13 protein-coding genes and 2 pseudogenes are annotated in these 19,401 nt (G+C 61.6%); 11 read left to right on the top strand and 4 right to left on the bottom strand.

Features of this window, described 5'->3' with window-relative positions; all coding sequences use genetic code 11:
• Positions 1-168: 168 nt before the first annotated feature.
• The 4 genes and pseudogenes from ACFTZB_RS17510 (at position 169) to ACFTZB_RS17495 (ending at position 5,351) form a co-directional block, all read left to right on the top strand.
• Complete coding sequence (locus ACFTZB_RS17510) at positions 169-2,565, top strand: acetyl-CoA acetyltransferase (RefSeq protein ID WP_378433234.1); 2,397 nt, start codon at positions 169-171, stop codon at positions 2,563-2,565.
• Between the two features lie 228 nt (positions 2,566-2,793).
• A pseudogene (locus tag ACFTZB_RS17505) lies at positions 2,794-3,298 on the top strand (transposase); the annotation flags it as partial.
• 426 nt (positions 3,299-3,724) lie between these two features.
• On the top strand, positions 3,725-4,285 hold the full coding sequence (locus ACFTZB_RS17500) for a QsdR family transcriptional regulator (RefSeq protein WP_378433233.1): 561 nt from the start codon (positions 3,725-3,727) through the stop codon (positions 4,283-4,285).
• Between the two features lie 343 nt (positions 4,286-4,628).
• Complete coding sequence (locus ACFTZB_RS17495; protein WP_378433232.1) at positions 4,629-5,351, top strand: TetR/AcrR family transcriptional regulator; 723 nt, start codon at positions 4,629-4,631, stop codon at positions 5,349-5,351.
• 93 nt (positions 5,352-5,444) lie between these two features.
• Here ACFTZB_RS17495 and ACFTZB_RS17490 read toward each other — a convergent pair.
• The 4 genes and pseudogenes from ACFTZB_RS17490 to ACFTZB_RS17475 form a co-directional block, all read right to left on the bottom strand.
• A pseudogene (locus ACFTZB_RS17490) lies at positions 5,445-5,747 on the bottom strand (integrase core domain-containing protein); the annotation flags it as partial.
• A gap of 151 nt (positions 5,748-5,898) precedes the next feature.
• Positions 5,899-6,429 carry a tyrosine-type recombinase/integrase gene (locus ACFTZB_RS17485; protein WP_378433231.1) on the bottom strand — a complete coding sequence of 177 codons (531 nt, stop codon included), beginning with the start codon at positions 6,427-6,429 and terminating at the stop codon, positions 5,899-5,901.
• Complete coding sequence (locus tag ACFTZB_RS17480; protein ID WP_378433230.1) at positions 6,420-6,881, bottom strand: site-specific integrase; 462 nt, start codon at positions 6,879-6,881, stop codon at positions 6,420-6,422. The genes ACFTZB_RS17485 and ACFTZB_RS17480 overlap by 10 nt, the downstream gene beginning before the upstream one ends.
• Complete coding sequence (locus ACFTZB_RS17475; RefSeq protein ID WP_378433229.1) at positions 6,878-7,228, bottom strand: hypothetical protein; 351 nt, start codon at positions 7,226-7,228, stop codon at positions 6,878-6,880. The genes ACFTZB_RS17480 and ACFTZB_RS17475 overlap by 4 nt, the downstream gene beginning before the upstream one ends.
• Before the next feature lie 702 nt (positions 7,229-7,930).
• On the opposite strand from ACFTZB_RS17475, the gene ACFTZB_RS17470 reads away from it, so the two are divergent.
• From ACFTZB_RS17470 to ACFTZB_RS17440, 7 genes are all read left to right on the top strand, one after another.
• Complete coding sequence (locus tag ACFTZB_RS17470) at positions 7,931-8,767, top strand: enoyl-CoA hydratase/isomerase family protein (RefSeq protein WP_378433228.1); 837 nt, start codon at positions 7,931-7,933, stop codon at positions 8,765-8,767.
• A 186-nt stretch (positions 8,768-8,953) separates the two neighbouring features.
• On the top strand, positions 8,954-10,651 hold the full coding sequence (locus ACFTZB_RS17465; RefSeq protein ID WP_378433227.1) for an AMP-binding protein: 1,698 nt from the start codon (positions 8,954-8,956) through the stop codon (positions 10,649-10,651).
• Positions 10,648-11,478 carry an enoyl-CoA hydratase-related protein gene (locus ACFTZB_RS17460; RefSeq protein WP_276143001.1) on the top strand — a complete coding sequence of 277 codons (831 nt, stop codon included), beginning with the start codon at positions 10,648-10,650 and terminating at the stop codon, positions 11,476-11,478. The genes ACFTZB_RS17465 and ACFTZB_RS17460 overlap by 4 nt, the downstream gene beginning before the upstream one ends.
• 991 nt (positions 11,479-12,469) lie before the next feature.
• Positions 12,470-14,548, top strand: a complete 2,079-nt coding sequence (locus ACFTZB_RS17455; RefSeq protein ID WP_378433226.1) for a hydantoinase/oxoprolinase family protein — start codon at positions 12,470-12,472, stop codon at positions 14,546-14,548.
• Positions 14,545-16,668: a hydantoinase B/oxoprolinase family protein gene (locus ACFTZB_RS17450; protein ID WP_378433225.1), complete on the top strand. Its 2,124-nt coding sequence runs from the start codon at positions 14,545-14,547 to the stop codon at positions 16,666-16,668. Before ACFTZB_RS17455 ends, ACFTZB_RS17450 begins: the two co-directional genes overlap by 4 nt.
• Positions 16,669-16,756: 88 nt before the next feature.
• A complete protein-coding gene (locus tag ACFTZB_RS17445; protein WP_378433224.1) occupies positions 16,757-18,244 on the top strand; it encodes an aldehyde dehydrogenase in 1,488 nt (495 codons plus the stop codon).
• Between the two features lie 48 nt (positions 18,245-18,292).
• Positions 18,293-19,360, top strand: coding sequence for an MBL fold metallo-hydrolase (locus ACFTZB_RS17440; RefSeq protein WP_378433223.1), 1,068 nt, complete (start codon positions 18,293-18,295; stop codon positions 19,358-19,360).
• Positions 19,361-19,401 lie beyond the last annotated feature (41 nt).

The raw sequence follows: 19,401 nt of genomic DNA, 5'->3' as shown, positions 1-19,401 counted from the left end.
TCGCGCAAAGCGACAAACTGGCGACCGCGCCCGTCAGCACGATCAACCGACGCTTTCTCTCGACGGGATCGGCCACCGGCCAACTTCCTTGCGCGGAATCGACCGGTGGCCGGGCGTCGGAGTCGCACTGGCAGCCCTCAGCGCTCCCACGGCTCCGACCGCGGATCGGTGATCTCCGAACACTCAGAAAGGCTCGCAATGCCTGACATTCATCCGCAAACCCCCATCTTGGTCGGGGTAGGGCAGATCATTGACCGGCTCGGTGAGGACAGCTATCAGGCGTTTTCGGCAGTCGACCTCGCCGCACAGGCGACAGAACGGGCACTGGAGGACACTCAGACCGATGGTGCGGCCTTGCGGGCAATGGTGGACACAGTTGCCGGCGTTCGACAATCCGAGATGACGATACCCGGCACTACGGCACCGCTCGGCAGATCGGACAACTTCCCGAGGTCCGTTGCCGCGCGACTCGCGATGAATCCGAAACGTGCGATCTTGGAAGTCGGAGGGGGCCACAGTCCACAGCACCTCGTTACCGAACTGGCCGCCGACATTGCCGCAGGCCGAAGTCGAGTCGCAATTGCGCTCGGATCGGACGCGATCTCGACGACGCGCTGGTTCGCGAACAAGGAGACCCGCCCCAACTTCACAGAGCATGTTGAGGGTGACCTCGAAGACCGGGGATACGGCCTGGCCGGCCAAATGAGCGTGGAGGCAGCGAATCACGGGCTCACCGACGCGCCAAGCCTATTCGCGCTGTTCGAAAACGCCCGCCGTGCCCGACTGGGGCTGTCACGAGCTGAGTACGCCGACGAGATCGGACGTCTGTTCGCCCCGTTCACTCAAGTTGCTGCACGTAACCCCTACGCGTCGAATCCGGTCGCACGCAGCGCGAATGAACTCACCACGCCAACAGAAGCCAACCGGCCGATCGCGGAACCGTACTTGCGTTACGTAGTTGCACGGGACCAAGTGAATCAAGGCGCCGCGGTCATACTCACCTCGGTGGATGCTGCTAGAGAACTCGGCATCCCCGAACACACGTGGATCTTTATCCACGGCCACGCGACCTGCCGGGAGCGGCCCCTGCTTGATCACGAAGACTTCGGCGTAGCCCCGGCCGCGCAGCTCGCGACTCGGCGCGCACTCGACATGGCCGGGCTGACTCCCGACGATATCGCGACCTGGGATTTCTACAGTTGTTTCCCCGTTCCCGTGTTTAATGCGGCTGTTGATGGATTGGGCCTCTCGCCCGACGACCCCCGTAGACTCACCGTCACCGGGGGACTGCCATTCTTCGGAGGCGCCGGGAACAACTACTCGATGCACGCGATTGCGGAGACCGTCCAACGTCTACGTCAATGCCCTGGGTCATACGGATTCGTGGGTGCGAACGGTGGCGTCATGAGCAAGTACTCCACGGCTGTGTATTCGACAGCACCGACTGAGTGGGTGCCCGACGAGTCGGCAGAGCTCCAGGCCGTTATCGACGCAAAACCTGCTGTATCGCAAGTGACGAGAGCAGAGGGGTGGGCCACAGTCGAGACCTACACCGTCAAGCATGGTCGAGACGGAGTTAGGACCGGCATTGTGATCGGACGCCTCGAGCGGACCGGTGAGCGTTTTATTGCACAGGCGATCGAATCCGACAAACAGGCGTTGGCCATTCTCGATCTAGAACAACCGGTCGGACAGCGGATTTGGATCACAAACACAGGGCCTGGTAACAGATTCACTGTAAGCCCGGAACGCGCCGCTGAGCTGTGCCCGGCTAGACCGCCCGCCCTTCGAGCGGCCTATGAACACCTTCGCGTAGAACGTGACGGGCATCTGCTGATCGTGACGATCGATCGACCTGATGTAAAGAACGCACTCATCCCCCCAGCGCATGAAGAGCTGGCCGAGGTCTTCGACGCATATCTTGCAGACGACGACCTGTGGGTCGCAATACTCACTGGCGCCGGCGATTCATTCTGTGCCGGAAACGACCTGTCCTACGCTGCTACTGGGGGACAAACCTACCTACCCAGGTCGGGATTCGCGGGACTGACCAGCCGCGAGGGGATAAACAAACCTGTCATTGCCGCCGTCAACGGCCCCGCAGTCGGAGGCGGCTTCGAAGCAGTGCTGGCATGCCACCTGGTCGTGGCCGACGAGACCGCTCACTTTGCCCTCAGCGAAGTCAAGGTCGGGCTCATCGCCACAGCTGGCGGGATCGTCCGGCTGCCTCGAATCATCCCTGAGAAGGTGGCAACGGAGCTTCTCGTGACGGGCCGCACTATCACCGCGAATGAGCTGGCTACGATTGGAGTTGTGAATCGCCTTGCATCTGCAGGAGGGGCTGTGTCCGCGGCGCGAGATCTCGCGGAGGAGATAATGCGGGCATCTCCGAGCTCGGTTCGCCACACCCTCGAACTCATGAACGAAACCCAAGGCATATCGGATGTCGCGGAGGCAATCGGGAAGCGAACCTCTGTATTCGACGATCTGATGGCTACCGAGGACGCGGCCGAAGGTATGCGTGCGTTCGCAGAGAAGCGGACTCCTATCTGGCGAAATCGATGAGCCACTCACTTGGTTTGGAGCATGTCACCATGGAATCGCTGAAGTGTCGACCGACCGAGCGACGAATTGGCTTCCTGTCCAGGTGCGTCGGACACCGCTTGGGCATAGTAGGCGTCCCGTGGAGTGGTGGGGTGCGGGGCTGAGCGGCGCGGCTGCGACGTAGAGAGGGCCATCGGCGAGATCTTCGGTGTGTTCGGCCAAGCACGCATCGAAGAAAGAGGTCCACCGATGGCCCTGTCCGAGCTACTCGACGCATTCCGCACCGGATACGGAGTGAATCGGTCCGGATGGTTATGCAAGAACTGATCGAATCCGGATGGTTATGCAAGAACTGATCGAAACCGAAGCGACCGAACAGATCGGCGCCGGCCGCTATGAACGCACCGAGGCCCGCACGACCGAACGCACCGGGGCAGGTCCCGGCTGGTGGCCACCCAAGCCTGCGACGTCCAATTGCGTATCCCGAAACTGCGCAAGGGCTCATTCTACCCCTTGATCCTCGAACCCGGCCGTCGGATCGACCAGGCACTGTATGCGGTGGTGATGGAGGCCTACGTACACGGAGTTTCCACCCGCAGCGTGGACGGACCTCGAAGCGGCTCTGGGAATCGACTCGGGAATTTCCAAGTCGGAGGTGTCGCGGATCTGCGCCGGTCGGGGCGAGGTCGTCGGCGCATTTCGCACCCGCTCGCTCGACCACACCGAGTTTCCTTACGTCTACCGCGACGCGACCTAACTGCACGTACGCGGGCTCCTCCTCGCAGGTGCCATCGATCGCACGCTAATGTTCGACGAGTCGGAAACAATCAGTTCAACAAAGCCGCACTGCAGCAACGGATACGGCAAACTTGCCGTCCGCTACACCCGACTTCGTTCGCATCGCCGCTGTCAACGGGTGGCCCCGGAAGGCAACCCGTCAGACGGCCCTAGGCGTCCGGAAGTGGTCTGCAGCAGATCAAGGGACTTCGTGGCACACGGCATAGGGCCGCACTGACCATCGCGCTGTGGCCGCCAACCGATGGCCGGGGCAACTGTTAACTGTACAATGGTACACCACGCGACGGAAGGTAACCGCACTGGTGTTGTGACAGTCCGCCTGTCGGTCGGGCTGTGCAGACCAACACGTGATAATCCGCGCAGACCCTCTACTATTCTTCGCATGGTGCAGTCCGAGCGAGCGAGAACCCGCGTGGCATTGTTGGACGCCGCCAGAAATCGCTGGCTTCATGGTCAACGCCTCGATCTCAATTCGCTTGCTGTTGAGCACGGGATCAGCAGGGCAACTGCGTATCGGTGGTTCGGAAGCAATGACCGCTTGGCGGGAGAGGTTATCGCGTCAATGGTTGCACGGACCTTCCAGGATAACCGGGAGGCGACGATCGGAAATGGCGCCACGCGAGTGGTCGCGATCCTGCGTGCACAACTCTCGATCACCAAGGATTCGACCGCCATGAAGGCGTACATTGAACGTGATCCGCAGACCGCCCTCGCAGTACTAACCACACATCAATACCCCGTTCAGCGGACCTTGACCCAGCTCATTGAAGGGCTGCTCGTGGAGGAAGTCGCGCGCGAGAATCTCTCACTTCGCATTGAGCCGAGTACTCTGGCGTACGCCCTCACGCGATTGATGGAGGCCTTCGCCTACGCCGACGTAGTTGCGGGGCGATCCACGAGTCTCGAGGAGGCCGTCAACGTGTTCGCCAGCCTTCTGACGTAGCAAACTAACGAGTCGCTCGTGCCACGGCGTCGGTTGATCAGCGTGAGTGTTCGGGTGAAGCCGGTCGCCAGCGGAAAGTGCCGCATGTCGAGATCGTTACATCGTGCGTCTCGAGCACAGCGAGGCAGCGCATCGTGGTCGCGTCGCGGGTCGCCATCTCGTGTGTGGGGCTGGAGGCGATGGCAACACCCGTCCGGTTGGCCTGCAGGTGCTGTGTCGCCTCGAGCGACCGAGGGCCCGCATTCCGGATGCAGGGGTGCGTGCCGCGAAAGGATGGGGTTCGTGCGAACACACCTCGTGGGACGATTTCGCTTCAACGCGACCGTAGGAGGTATCGTCTGGCGTGGTGACCGCAGGAGGTTTCGTGAAACAGGAATCATCTCACCCGACCAACGCGAAAGGGCGCCCATCTCGCCGCAAAGCGGCCGCCGGCCAATCGAAAGGCGTCGGTGGTCAGGCGCGCAGAGCGCGTGCATTGGCGACCGAGGCATCCTTAGTGCGATCAGCGCGAGAAATATTTGAGCGCGACGGATTCGTCAACGCTCGGATTCTTGATATAGCCGAGAACGCCGAGGTTGCGTACGGAAGCTTCTATACGTACTTCGATTCAAAAGAGGAAATATTTCGCGCAGTCGCGCACGCCGTTGCTGAGGACATGTACAGCAACGCGTACCCCCCGCAGTCGGAGGAGGTCGGCCAACGGTCCGCACTCGTTCGCATCGAGGAAGCAAATCGTCGGTATCTGGAGTCTTATGCCCGAAATGCGAAGGTGTGGGCTGTAATCCATCAGGTTGCGACATTCGATGACTTTGCCCGCGAACTGTTGCGTGAGATTCGGCTCCGCTTTGTGAGGCGGGCAGCGCAAGCGCTGAAGCGTCGACAGGAAGACGGGTTGGCGCCGCGGGACGTCGATCCCGAACTTGCGGCCGACCTCCTCGGCGGCATGATCGAGAACTACGCCTACCTGCATCTCGCTTTGGACGATCCGGCGTCGCCGGCCGAGCTCGATCGGGTCATTGCGGAGGCTACCCGGATTTGGGCTCGGGCGATCGATCTTAAGCCCTGACCGAGTTCCGACGGTTCGGAGGCACCTCGAACCATCCCGAGTCTGATGCACCAGTGTTATCTGTGTGCGACCGGTTGATCGGCACGGTGTGTAGGCGTAGTACTTGGCTTCGTACTCGGTGGGCGGGATCCGCCCGAGTCGGTGCATCAGCCGGGCGGTGTTGTACCAGTGCAACCAGGCCGAGGTGGCCTCCTCGACGTCACCGACGGTGCGCAGCGGCCCCTTGCGGAAAGGGAAGTCGTCGGCGATGCACTCGGCCTTGTAGAGCCCGACCGCCGTCTCGGCGAGGGCGTTGTCGTAGGCGTCGGCCACCGACCCGATTGACGGCCGAATCCCCTGCAGGAACAGGGTTTCCCCGAAGCGCAGCGCCGTATATTGCGAGCCCGAATCGGAGTTAAACTGAATTCTGGTTAACTCCGATTATGCCGGGGTCTGGGTTATGCCGAGGAACGGCGAGTTGTGTTGTGCGGGTGGTGGTGTGTAACTGATTCCTCGGCTTAATGTTGAGGTCAACGAAGGCTGTAGAGGGCACGGAGTTTCTCATCGGTCAGGTTGTCGGGCGTGGGGGTGTCGATAGCCGGGTGGCTGCGTCGATGGCGCGGCGCATCATGTCGACGGTGGCGAATGCATAGAACGCGGTGGTGGTCGACATGTTCTCGTGGCCGAGGAGACGCATGATGATCGGCAACGGGATGCCTTGCTGGTAGAGGTCCATCGCTTTGGTCTTGCGGAGCATGTGGCAGTGGATTCGGTCCGGCATCGATGGGCAGGCACTTCGGGCGGTGATGGCGGCTGATTTCAACACGACGGCAACGGAATCGGTTGACAGGTGGGCGGGTTTACCGTTACGCAGGCTGTAGAACAGCGGGCGTGTGGTGATACTGGGGTCGGGGTGGAACTCATCGAGGTAGACGCGGAGATCATCGATGGTTGCGGTGGTTAATGGAACGATGCGAGTCTTGTTCCCTTTGCCGGTCAGTGCGAGGTGCCCGGGCGCGGCCAGGTGCAGATTGCCGAGGGTGAGCGTGGTGATCTCTCCGACGCGGGCGGCGTTGTCGTACAACAAGATCAACAGCATCCGATTACGGCGTGACTTGGCGGTGGTGCCCGTGTATGCCGCGAGCAGGGTTCGGTGAGGTACTCGACCGGTTTCCTCGGTGCGGTCGGGGCTTTCAGAGTGGCTGCACGCTGGCCCAAGGTGAGCAGGGTGAGGTCTTCGGCACCGCAGTAGGTCAGGAACGCCTTGATCGTACTGAGCCGCAGCGCGATCGTGGCGGGCGTGTAGTGCTGATGCTCGCTCATCCAGGTCAACCAGCCGAGCAGATGGGCATGATCGAAGTGGTCGAAGGTGACGTGGATGCGGTCGATCTCGTGCTCGGTGGTCAGGTAGCCCAGAAAGCATTCCAGACTGATCCGGTATGCCTCGATCGTGTTCGGCGAACGATGTTGAGCGGTCGGCAGATACACGTGCAGCCAGGTGCGGGCCAGAGCGTAGAACTGCGGGGCGCCCGTATGGGGGTCGCGTTTCATCGAAACCCTACCTCGGGGAGCACCGAGGCGGTGGTCTCGGTGAGATGTGCGTAGGCGTCGAGAAACCGCGGCGAGGTCTGGATGTAATAGAAGGTGGAATCGAGAGACGCGTGCCCCATGTAGCGGGCCAGGTAGGGCAGCATCGCAGCCACGTCGATGCCACGGGCCATCCAGCGGTCGATGTTGGCGTAGGCGAAGTGGTGACGGAAATCGTAGGGCCGCGGCCGCTGCCCGCCTGCGGGGCGGGCCAAGCCTGCTCGATCCCAGATCCGGTTGAACATCACCCCCACCGAGACCGGGGTGACCGGCCGCCCGGTGGATGAGACGAAGAAGGTGCCGCCCGTCAAAACGGGTTGTTGACCGTCGACGCCGGAACCTCTAGATTACTAACTAATAATCGTTTGTGTCATGGGGCACATCCAGCGATCGATGAGATCTACGTCTATCCGGCCTGGATGGCAAGCATTTGACGGTGGCAAGGAGCGGCAATCATGGCTCGTAAGCGGGGTTTGGGAGAGGGTCGCGGCCTAGAGCGTGTCTGCTATTTGCGGACACGGTGATGAAATGACGAAGACGGCGAGGAGTACGTCACCGAGGTGCTCAGGTCTCCATGGCAATCAGAGAGATGCGACATGTATGGAAACAGTATCAATCGAGCACTGGTCAGTGTGGGGTTGCGGAGCTGACATCTACCCGGGTGCGCCCAGCCTGTCTCGTCGGACATCGACGGCCTGTCGCGCCGGAGATCCGCGATGCTCGCGGTTGAGCAGGTCTGTCGACCCGTGTTCGAACCTGTCGGGGATAACTGGGCGGGATGCCGAGCATGGGGCAGTAGCGGCAGATCTGGGCACGCTGAGGCAAAGGCTGGGCCCGATGGACCGATATTTCGCCACCAGGAAAGTGTGTGAGACGATTGCGCAAATTGTTTCACTTCTTGCATAAATTGGGATACGCTCGCGGGCAGACGAGATGTCAAGGTTCCGCGGATCCGTCGAAGCTGGCGCGCCGAAGTCCGGTCGAGATGAACTGGACCTATCTACGGAGGTAAAATGAAGGACTACCGAGCAATTGAAGTTACGCAGAGTGGCCAGGTTGCCACGATCCGCCTGCGTTCATTGACGGAATTGTTCAAGCTCGACCCCCCCGCGGATCCTCATATGGACATTCCGCTGGCACTCGAAGAATTGCGATCCGACAATAGCGTCCGTGTTATCGTGATCACCGGTGAGGCGGACGGGGAGTTCCTCGTTCCACCCTCCCTTGAGTACTACAAGTCAGGTCGAGCGACATCACGCTTGGCGAATCCGAATGGTGCGTGGAATGTCGGCACCGGCATCGTGCGTACCCATCAGATGATGACTGAGATCGAGAAGCCGATCATCGCAAAGGTGAACGGTGATGCGATCGGCTTCGGTCAGAGTATTCTCTTCAGCGCCGATTTCGTCATCGCGCGCGACGACGCGGTTGTTGCCGACGGGCACCTGAGCATGGGCGATGTAGTGGCTTCTGACGGCACCCGGACCGGCACACCGTTCGGCGTTGCACCGGGAGACGGTGCGGGAGCCCTCATTCCGCTCTTCATGACCCCTCCGTTGGCCAAAGAGTACATGATGCTCTCGCGATCACTCTCCACCAAGGAACTCGCCGAAGCTCGAATCATCAACAGGGCAGTCCCGATTGCAGACCTCGACGAGGTGACGAACGACTTCGTCGACGGGCTCCTGCGTCGCTCCGCATTTGCGCTCGCGTGGACCAAGAGACTGCTCAATCGCCATGTCGCGACGCAACTGAACCAAACCCTTGACGCCGGCGTCGCATACGAGTTCCTGAATCTTGCCCAGATCGCCCACACCGGGCTGGACGGGGACCCCTCCACCCTCGGCTGAAGTGATTGTGAGATTCGTGAGCACCCTCAGCACGCGCTCACGAATCAACAACCTGTCTGCTACCCAGAACCTAGGACCTCCAATGAACGTCAACTTCCCACGGGTCGGGTCACCCGGATGCAAGCGGCCACGCCGAGCGCGGAGCCTGAGCACGTATCGCGATAGTTCTCCAGTAGGAGTCAGCTCATGACCGTCGAACACACGTCGCCGAGTACCCCGGACCTGGCATCCCAATTGGCCCCCTACGGGCCTGATTTGGTCGCTCGCTACCAGACCTCAGGCCTCTGGTCGACCACCGAAACCGTCGCATCGATCTTTGCAAGAGCGACATCAGAGCGTCCAGACGCGCTGGCGGTGGTCGACTCTCTCGGTGGGCAACTGACATGGGCGGAGGTCGGCGACCGCTCCGCAAGACTCGGCGGTGCCCTTCAACGTCGAGGAGTTGCGAAAGGCGACGTCGTCGCAGTTCAGATGTCGAATCGCGCCGAGGCCATGGTCGCGGTTGCGGCGATCGCACGCATTGGCGCAGTGGTGAATCCGATGGTTCCAGCGTTCCGACGCGGTGAGCTCACCTACATGTTGAACCACTGCCATGCCAAAGCGCTGATCGTCCCTGGCGTCTATCGAAAGTACGACCACGACGAACTAGGAATCGAAGTATCACGCGACGTTCCGTCCCTGGGAACCGTCATCTCGATCAGCAACACCACGCGTGAGGGAATCGAGACCTTCCAGGACCTGATCCGCGAGGAACCGGGCCGGGATGTGGCGGTGTCACCCAGCGATCCCACATGCGTGATGTTCACCAGCGGCACAGAGGCGGCGCCGAAGGCCGTGGTCCACAGTTCCAACTCGATGTTGGCGAGCTTCCGCCAGACGGCTCGGCTCCTCGATCTGGACGAAACCGACTGCGTGTTCATGGCCTCACCCTTCGGGCACGGAAGTGGCTACGGGATCGGCACGCTCATGACCGCACTGATCCGCGGGACCCTCGTCTTTCAGGCCGAATGGGAACCGTCGTCGGCCGCCGAACTGATAGCGCGCCACCGGTGCACATATGCGCACGGGTCCACGCCCTTCCTGCAGGAGCTGAGCGCGCTCGAGAACGTCAGCCCCGAGCAACTGGGTTCCTTCCGATGGTTTGTGACTGGGGGAGCGTTGATTCCGGCGGGGTTGGTCAAGTCAGCTCGCGAACGCCTGGGGTGTGTCGTCCTGCGGCAGTACGGGCAGACCGAAGGCTTCATCACCTCCTTCAACCACCCCACGGACGCGGATGAAGTACTTGCGTCCAGCGACGGCGCGCTGCTCCCCGAGGTGGAGGTCCAGATCCGCTCCGAAGACGGCAACGTTCTTCCAGAAGGGGAGGAAGGCGAATTCTGGATCCGCGGACCCCATCGTTGCCTGGGGTTCGCACATGATCCAGTGCGCACCGCTGCCTCTATCGACCCTGAAGGCTGGCTCGCCTCGGGCGATGTCGGAACTCTGGACGGTCGCGGACGTCTGAGCTTCAAACGCCGCAAGAAGGAAGTCATCAACCGGGGCGGCTACAAGTACAGCGCAGCCGAGGTTGAGTCGGTTCTTCTCCAACACCCAGCGGTCCAACGAGTGGCGATCGTTGCCATGCCCGACGCTCGGCTGGGAGAGAAGGCGTGCGCGTTCATCTCACCGAGAGGAACGTCGAGCATCGATTTGGCCGAAATCTGTCGCTTCCTCGAAAAGCACGGTGTCGCCAAGTACAAATGGCCGGAGCGGCTCGAAACATTGGCAGAACTGCCAGCAACATCGTCCGGAAAGATCCAGAAGTTCGAACTGGTCAAACTGCTCTCGGAAAACAATCCCGCCCAGGCGGTTCAGGAAGACTCGCGGCAAGGGGCCACCCAATGAGTTCAACGATCCTCATCGAGCGCCAAGGTTCTGTCGGCTACCTTGTTCTCAATCGTCCCGCGAAGCTCAACTCGATCACTGAGAAGATGGTCACCGACTTCGGATTGGCCTTGAGCGAACTCGAGAGTGACCCAGATGTCAGGGTGATCGTGGTCCGCGGAGCTGGAACGTCCTTCTGCACCGGCTATGACCTCGACGAAAGCATCGATGCCTTCCTGCGTTTGGGGCTGGAAGAGGACCTTGAGTGGATCGAATGGCAAGAGCAAACGTTCGAACAACTCTGGCGATGCAAGAAGCCCACCATCGCTCAGGTTCACGGCTACTGTTACGCGGGCGGTGGAATCGTTGCGGGATTCTGCGACATCATCGTCGCGGCGGATGACGCCCAGTTCGGACAGACCCAGCGCATCGGCTATCCACCCGAACTCTGCTTGTGGCCGATCACCATCGGTCCCCGCAAGACGAAGGAACTCTTGTTTGCCGGCGCATCCGTCTCCGGCACACAGGCGCACGAAATGGGTATGGTCAATCACGCCGTACCGCTGGATGAGCTCGAGGGCTTCGTTCAGAAGCTCGCCGGAGAGATCGCGCTCACCGATCCGCAGATTCTGCGATACCAAAAGCGGCTCATCAACCAGATCTACGATCAGATGGGCTTCCGCGAGATGATCAACGCGGGGGTACTCATGGATGTTCTCGGACATCGATCGAACGCCATGCAGAACTTCGTTCGGGTACGCGACGAACAGGGGTTGCGTGCCGCCATCTCGCTCCGGACGCACTCTCCGGACAAGCGACCTGATCCGTCAACTACAGCAGACTCGTAGCAGATTTTGATCGCCGGAGTATTCATGCCGAGCATGCTGTCTGGGCACTTGAGGTCTCCTCTGGTTCTTCGGCTGCCGGGGTTCGCCCAGGCGCGACAGCCGGAGAACCAGAGGCCTCGTCCCTGGTCTCGGGTCGCGACCTCTGGCGACAACTGTTGGCGAAACAGCTCGACAAGGCGCCCCGCCGTGCCGAAATCTGCGGGCTTCGGGCTGGTGACGGTGGCGCCGGGACTTGCGGAGCGAACCGGTCTCGAGCCTGTGGACATAGGACTATCCGGTCTGCGCCGTGCTTTAAGTCGAAGCGCGCCGATAGAAGCGGCGCGAAGCCACCGTGCTCCATGCCCCCAGTTTGGGGGTGGCGCAGATACCAGCCGGCGGCGGCCGCTGCTGAGCACTGCAGCGTCTCGGAACACCGCCGCGCCAGCGTGACACCAGCTCGCGCTCATTCAATTGCATCGGATGCCCGACGCCGAGGTGCCGATCTCGAACAAATGTCCCATCCGCAATACCGCTCGTACGGTGCCGTCTCAGGGACAATCTAGGACGACGTGTCACATCGAGCAGTGAGACATATTGCTGGAATGGCGCATCCGCAGCGACGCGATCACCGCGAGCGACCGGCTCGGCGTCGCCTGGCCGCGAATGTGTGTTGGAACGAAGAGAGAAGACTCTGGTTCCCTGCGAATCGGGCTGCATCACCCTGCGAAGATCGGGCCTGATCACGGCCACCGGGAAGGGCTGTCAGGCACGAAACAACCGTCCAAAATTGAGGATGGTCCAGTGAGACGGATACTGCTAAGGTTTCAGAAGGTTTGATGTGACGCGCGCCATGCTTCGCGGCGTCACTCGACTTCAAGAGGTGCGTATGTGCGGCCATTCGCCGATGTGCATGGGATTCAGGCCACTGACCGAGTCGCCACGCGAAGCGCCCCTCCTTTACCGGACGATCTGAGCCCGCAAGGGTGGCTCGATGAGAGAATTGGGGAACACGTTGAGCGTTCAGGAACTGATGATAGGCGTTGACGTCGGCGGCACGTTCACCGACTGCGTCATCTTCGAAGGAAAAGCATCTTGGCGAGCAAAGGCCCCGACGACATCGGAAGACCTCGGCAAGGGCGTTCTCAACGCAGTAGGGCTGGCGGCTCAGCGCCGCGGGCTGCCGCTTGAAGAACTACTGCCGCGCGTGGCGCGGTTCGGATTGGGCACGACTGCGATCACCAACACCCTGGCCTCACGGACCGGTCGCTCGGTCGGATTGCTGACCACCGCAGGCTTCGAGGAGATGATGCTCGCCGCGCGAGGCGCAAAGGTGATCGACGACGAGGGATGGTTGCACACACCAGCTCTACTGAAGCGCAACATGGTTCTCCCCGTCGTCGAACGAATCGACCGCAACGGCGAGATCGTGTCCGTGCTCGACGAGGATTCCGTGCGCGAAGGCGCCCGGATCTTGGTGGAGGAGCGCGGAGCCGAAGCCATTGTGATTTCGTTTCTCTGGTCCGTCCTTAACCCACAGCACGAGCAGCGCGCCGCCGCGATTGTCCAGAAGATGTACCCGGATCTACTCGTCGTACAGGGCGCGGACCTTCATCCCGTCGCGCGCGAGTACGAACGAACCACGTACGCCGTCCTCAACGCCTACGTCTCCGGCCCCTTCGCGGGAATCGAACAGCTCGAAACACGCCTCAAGGAAGAGGGAATGCAGGCGCCGCTCCTGGTCGTTCATTCAGGTGGAGGCACCATCTCCGTTCCTGAGGCGCGTCGGCTTCCGCTGCTGCTGGCGTTGTCCGGACCGGCCGCCGGCGTGTCGGCGGCAGCAGCGCTCAGTGAATCCGCAGATATGCCTAATCTGCTCACTGGTGACATGGGTGGCACCTCTTTTGATGTTTCGGTTGTGAGGGCCGGCGCTGCCGCCAGGAGAGCGCGTGGCGATCTCATGGGCGTCTGGACTGCCTTGCCGATCGTCGATGTCCAGGCGATCGGTGCTGGTGGCGGCTCGCTCGCGTGGATCGATGACCGCGGAATGCTTCGGGTCGGGCCGAAGTCGGCGGGGGCCGTGCCCGGACCAGCTTGCTATGGGCGTGGCGGTACGCAGCCAACGGTTACCGATGCGCTCGTCGTACTGGGCTACATCTCGCCTGAGCATTTCCTGGGCGGCGGCTTCCATCTCGATGCAGACGCAGCACTGCAGGCCTGTCAAACTCTGGCCACAAGGCTAAACATGACAGCTCAGGAAGTGGCCTGGGGTATTCGCGAACTGGCGTTGTCGGGTATGACGCGAGCGATGCGCGGACGCATTGCATCGCTCGGTCTGAACCCGACGACGTTCGCAATCCTGAGCTATGGGGGCAGCGGCTCGCTCTTCACTCCCGACATTGCTTCGTCCCTACACATCCCGCGCGTCGTTGTTCCGGACCTCGCCTCGGTCTTGTCGGCGTCGGGGGCAGCGACGGCCAACGTACGCCGAGAACGCCTCCGGAACGTGCTCAGCCCCATGCCTGTTCCCCTCGAGAGTGTTTCCACCTCCATGGCGGAGCTGGAAGAGCTGTTGCGCAGCGATCTGACCGCTGACGGAGTCAAGGCCGACGATGCCGCTATCACATTCGAGGCCGACCTCCGGTTCACCAAGCAGACTCACGAGCTGTCGATTGCCATCCCAGCAGGACCCTTTGACGACGCGGCTCGGGACCGGTTGTTGGAAGGCTTTCTCAGCGAGTACACCCAGCGGTACGGTGGCGGTTCGGTCGTGCTCAAGACTCCGATCGAGGTCGTGTCGATTCGAGGCATCGGCGTCGGGGCACCTGTGAGCGATAGTGGAAATGCGCACAGTCGAGCGACTTCGAGTACGGAGACCAGTATCGCGGTTCCCGACGGTACGAGGGCGGTGAAGATCGATCGGGCGAAGGACCCTGTGGAGGTGGAGGTCTACGACCTCAGCAAGCTCGACCCGGGTCAAACACTGGCTGGGCCTGCCCTGATCGATTCGACCGACACAACGATCTGGGTACCGAACAATTGGGCTGCCAATCTCCGCGCAGACCGCACGCTCGTATTGGAGGCAAGTGAATGAGTACTTCGCTGGAGAATGTCGAGATCGACCCCATCAGCCTTGAGATCTTCCGGTCGCGGGTCGAGTCGATCGCAGAACAGGGTGCCTTGGTAATCGAGAATACCAGCGTCGCACCCGCGATCACCGAGTCGAAGGACTACTCAGCGACGATCACTGATGCCGAGGGAAGGCTCATCGTCGGTGGGGGGTCGGTTCGCATGCACTTCTACGGCGTGTGCGAATCGGTCCAGGCGACCATCCGCCGTTTCGAGGGGACGATCGTCCCGGGAGACGTCTTCTTCTGCAACGAACCACATCTCGGCGGCGGATTGCACCCGCAGGATGTGGCGATCCTTCGCCCGGTCTTTGTCGATGAGGAACTTGTTGCGTGGGTCGGTGTTTCAGCGCACATGATCGACATGGGCGGCATGGTTATGGGCTCTTTCGCCCCGCAGGCCACTGAGTGCTACCAGGAATCGATTCGGTTCCCTCCAGTGCGGATGTTCCGCGATGGGCATGACGTCAGTGAGTTCTGGGACGTACTGCTGAACAACGTCCGCATGGCGGACCTGGTGGAAATGGATCTGCGCGGGTTGGTGGCCGGCACCCACGCCAGTGCGAGGGCGTTCGCCGAACTGGCCAGAAGCATGGGACCGGAGACGTTCAACAGCAGCGTGCGAGGTCTGCAGGTCGCAAGTGAGCGCGAAATGCGCAGGCGAATCGGCGAGCTCGAGGACGGTGTCTACAGAACCAGCACATGGGTGGAATTTCATGAGGAGTTCTACTATATCCCGTGCAAACTGACGATCACCGGTGGCAGTATGGAGTTCGACTACGAGGGTGCAGCGCCGCAGGTCAATCGGTTCTTCAACTCGAAGCCGTACATCATCGCGTCGGAGTTCATGTCCTTCTTCGTTGAGCGATTCACACGTGATCTTCCGTTCAACGGCGGGTTGTTCGCGCCGATCGAATTCAAATGTCCTCCCGGGTCCATCGTCAATTGCAACAAGCCCGCGCCGAACGCCGCCGGTCACATGCATGTCGCGCACCGCGCAGCGGATCTCGCCCTCCAAGCCGTCATGCTTGCGATCGCAGCCTCCCCCAACTCCTCTCTGAGAGAGTTCCTCGTCGGACCGGATGGCTGCCAGGGAATCGGTATCTCGCTCTTCTCCTGGGCTCAAGGCGACGGCCAGCGAGACGCGTACATCGCAATCGACGGGATGCTGGTCGGGGCCGCGGCAGGTATTGCGCGTGATGGCGGAGATCTGATGAGAAACACGCTGGGATACGAAGAGGAAGGAGCAATCCCGGATATCGAGGTTCTGGAATCCTGGTATCCACTCCTCTTCGCGGAACGTCGTGTTCGCAACGGGGTCGAAGGCGCGGGTGCACTCCGCGCCGGCGGCGGGGCGCAGATCCGGTGGCAGCCACATGGTGTGGACGAGATCGTCTGCACCACGCTGGCAGAGACCCAGTACATGCCGATACCCGGTCTCGGAGGTGGTTTGCCGGGCGCGGACACTCGTTTCACAGTGTTCCGGCAGGACGGCCCGCCCGAACGCCTGGACATCAACAGTGACGGGACCGTTATCCGTCCCGGTGACTTCTGGGAAATGCGCCTGCCGTCCGGCGGCGGCTTCGGTGATCCGCTGGCGCGTGTTCCGTCGGAGGTCGCTGAGGACATCAGGACTTCGCGTTTCGGTATCGACGAAGCAAGCGACGTGTACGGCGTGGTGCTCGACGCCGACGGAAATGCTGATCTCGCCGCGACTGAGATTCGGCGCGCGGAGATCCTGAAAGACCGTTTGGCGCGATCCGTTCCGCCTGTCTGCCGTCCAGAGAACGCGCCCCCGATGAATCCTTCTTCAGCGGTTCCCCTTTACTGGGGTGTGACGCAGTGCGAGGGTTACGCTTACAGCGCCGAGAGCGGAACTGTGCTTGCACAGGCGCCCAGGCATTGGTCCGATGGTTGCGCTGTGCTGGAAGTGAAGCGGGAGCAGCCCACAGACGGACAACGAGTGGTGACTCGCAGCTACCTGGATCCGGCTACCGGGCGCGCGCTCCACGTCGAAACGGTGCTCGAGGGCGCTCCTAGGTCCTTCGAGATGGCACCGGAGCGCTGGACCTCGGTTGGCAAATGAACCAACATGATTCGACAGGCGACGAAACCTGCCGGACCGGCACAGGTGAGCTCCCGTGCCGTGTCGGATACCCCCACAGGAGGAACCCATGACCGCCACTGCTGCTTTGGTTCGCCACGCCGGTAAGTTCTTTATAGGCGGAGAGTGGGTCGAGCCGTCATCAGACGCCTCGATCGACGTCGTAGATTCCGACACCGAGACGGTGTTTCTCACAGTCGCCGAGGCGCAGGCCGCTGACATGGATCGGGCCATCTCGGCGGCCCGAACGGCCTTCGATGAGGGTCCTTGGCCGCGGTTCTCGCCGGACCGCCGCGCGGAGTACCTGCGGGGATTCGCGCAGGCGCTTCGGGATCGCGCCGGCGATCTCGCCGAGATCTGGCCGCGCCAGTCCGGGATTCTGCAGTCGGTGGCTACGGCCTATCTCCCGTCGGAGATCGGCAATTTGGACTCCTATGCAGATCTGGCCGGGACCTTCCCGTTCGAAGAGCAGCATCGGCCTTCTGCGGGAAGTGGTTTCGCTCTTCTTCGACGTGAGCCTGTCGGTGTGGTGGGAGCGATCCTTCCTTGGAATGGGCCGCTGAGCCAAATGATCCACAAGATCGGCCCAGCGCTGCTCGCGGGATGCACGGTGGTCGTCAAGGCCCCGCCCGAGGCCCCGGGGGAGACCTACCTCATCGCAGAGATCGCTGAGGAGTTGCAGCTGCCGCCTGGCGTGCTCAACATCGTTACCGCAGATCGAGAAGTGTCCGAGCGTCTCGTTCGAGACCCTCGGGTCGACAAGATCTCGTTCACCGGTTCGACCGCCGTTGGTCGGAGGATTGCAACGGTCCTGGGCGAACGAATCGGTCGCTATACGCTTGAGCTCGGTGGCAAGTCGGCGGCGGTGATCCTCGAGGACGCGGACATCGAGGCTGCGGCCTCCAATCTGGCTGCAGCGCAATGCCTACAAACCGGACAGGTGTGCGCGTCGTTGACGCGGGTCATCGTTCCTCGCCGCCTCCACGACGCAGTCGCCGAAGCGCTGGCTGCCAACTTCTCCGCCGTGCGTGTCGGTTCTCCATTCGATCCGGAGTCACAGATGGGCCCGCTCGGAATGAGCCGGCAGCGCGACAGCGTGGAACGCTACATCGCCAAGGGTGTCGCCGAAGGCGCGCGTCTGGTGACCGGTGGTGGGCGACCTCGGCATCTCGATCGCGGCTTCTACATCGAACCGACGCTGTTCGCGCAGGTTGACAACTCTCACACGATTGCTCAGGAAGAAATCTTCGGCCCGGTGTTGAGCGTCATTCCTGCCGACGATGAGGCCGATGCGGTCAGGATTGCGAACGACACCATCTACGGGCTGAACGCTGCCGTGTTCACTCAGGACGTCGACCGTGCTCAGGCCGTTGCCTGTCAACTGCGTTCCGGTACCGTTGGTGTCAATGCCTTCACGGCAGACTTCGGTATTGCGTTCGGCGGGTTCAAGCAGTCTGGTGTCGGCCGTGAAGGAGGTCGCGAAGGCCTGCTGCCCTACCTTGAGGTGAAGACGATCCTCGGTGGCGATCAGGCCCCGACAGGGTACTCGTTGATTTGAGCAGGATGGATCAGCCCAAGTAGTAGAGGACGTATTCGAGGTGGTTAAGTGAGCGCTGGACAACAACTGGTCGCCGAACAGTCCATTTCGCCCGACTCGGGGGAGCACTGGGCGGTAGAGGGCTCGTGGAGGGTTGCCGACGGAATCACTCGAATCCCGTTGCCGTTGCCGTTGGACGGTTTGAAAGCCATCAACGTCTATGTTCTGGAGGCGGACGACGGATTGACCGTTGTCGACGGCGGGTGGGCGATTCCGGTCGCACGTGAGCAGTTTGCACGTTCGCTGAAGTTGATCGGAGCGACATTTGCCGACATTCGACGCTTTCTGGTCACCCATGTGCATCGCGACCACTTCACGATGGCGGCCGTCCTGGGGCACGAGTACGGCGCTGAGGTGATAATGGGCATCGAGGAGAAGCCGGCACTTGAACTGCTCCGCGACGCCTCGGCGCACGTCGGCCCTTTCCAGGCCGAGCTTCGGGCTGCCGGTGCGACAGAACTGGCCGAGCAGTGGAGCCGGTTCGACGAGGATTTGCGGCACGATCCTTCGCACTGGGCCGAGCCCGACACCTGGATCCAGGGCGACGGCACCTGGAAGGTCGGCGAGCGGACGATCGACGCGGTGCACACACCGGGTCACACTCCAGGTCACTACGTGTATGCCGTTCGGGCTGAGGGTATTCTGTTCAGCGGAGATCATGTTCTCCCGTCAATCACTCCGTCGATCGGTTACACGGTGTCGCCGGTCGACCAGCCCCTCGGCCAGTTCATGACGTCGCTGGCCAAGATCCGCGACCTGCCGGATATGAGGATCCTGCCTGCTCACGGTCCGGTGGCTCCGTCGACACATGACCGGGCGGACGAGTTGTTGGCGTTTCACGAGTCACGTCTGGCTCTTTGCCTCACCTCCTTGCGGAATCGGGGACTCACCACCTCGTTGACGGTGGCTCGCGACCTGAAGTGGACACGGCATGAGTGTGCCTTCGACTCGCTTGACGTGTTCAACCAGGGCATGGCCGCCATGGAGACCAAAGCGCATCTCGAGGAGTTGGTCGCTCGCGATCTGGCTGCGGTGACCGATCTGGCCGGTCGCCGCGAGTTCGAAGCCATGGATTGAGCAGCTGATCGGTCGAACGGGATCATGCCTGGGATAAAGCG

Source organism: Rhodococcus sp. NPDC057014 (assembly GCF_042673295.1).
GTDB lineage: Bacteria > Actinomycetota > Actinomycetes > Mycobacteriales > Mycobacteriaceae > Rhodococcus_F.
Note: the sequence above shows the minus strand (reverse complement) of the source record. Positions and strands in the feature narration are given on the sequence as shown.

What these genes read in the sequence shown, in the direction of transcription:
- ACFTZB_RS17445 (WP_378433224.1), top strand. Translation starts at nt 16,757, where the DNA reads ATGACCGCCACTGCTGCTTTGGTTCGCCACGCCGGTAAGTTCTTTATA.
- ACFTZB_RS17450 (WP_378433225.1), top strand. Translation starts at nt 14,545, where the DNA reads ATGAGTACTTCGCTGGAGAATGTCGAGATCGACCCCATCAGCCTTGAG.
- ACFTZB_RS17480 (WP_378433230.1), bottom strand. Translation starts at nt 6,881, where the DNA reads ATGAAACGCGACCCCCATACGGGCGCCCCGCAGTTCTACGCTCTGGCC.
- ACFTZB_RS17460 (WP_276143001.1), top strand. Translation starts at nt 10,648, where the DNA reads ATGAGTTCAACGATCCTCATCGAGCGCCAAGGTTCTGTCGGCTACCTT.
- ACFTZB_RS17500 (WP_378433233.1), top strand. Translation starts at nt 3,725, where the DNA reads ATGGTGCAGTCCGAGCGAGCGAGAACCCGCGTGGCATTGTTGGACGCC.
- ACFTZB_RS17465 (WP_378433227.1), top strand. Translation starts at nt 8,954, where the DNA reads ATGACCGTCGAACACACGTCGCCGAGTACCCCGGACCTGGCATCCCAA.
- ACFTZB_RS17470 (WP_378433228.1), top strand. Translation starts at nt 7,931, where the DNA reads ATGAAGGACTACCGAGCAATTGAAGTTACGCAGAGTGGCCAGGTTGCC.
- ACFTZB_RS17485 (WP_378433231.1), bottom strand. Translation starts at nt 6,429, where the DNA reads ATGCTGTTGATCTTGTTGTACGACAACGCCGCCCGCGTCGGAGAGATC.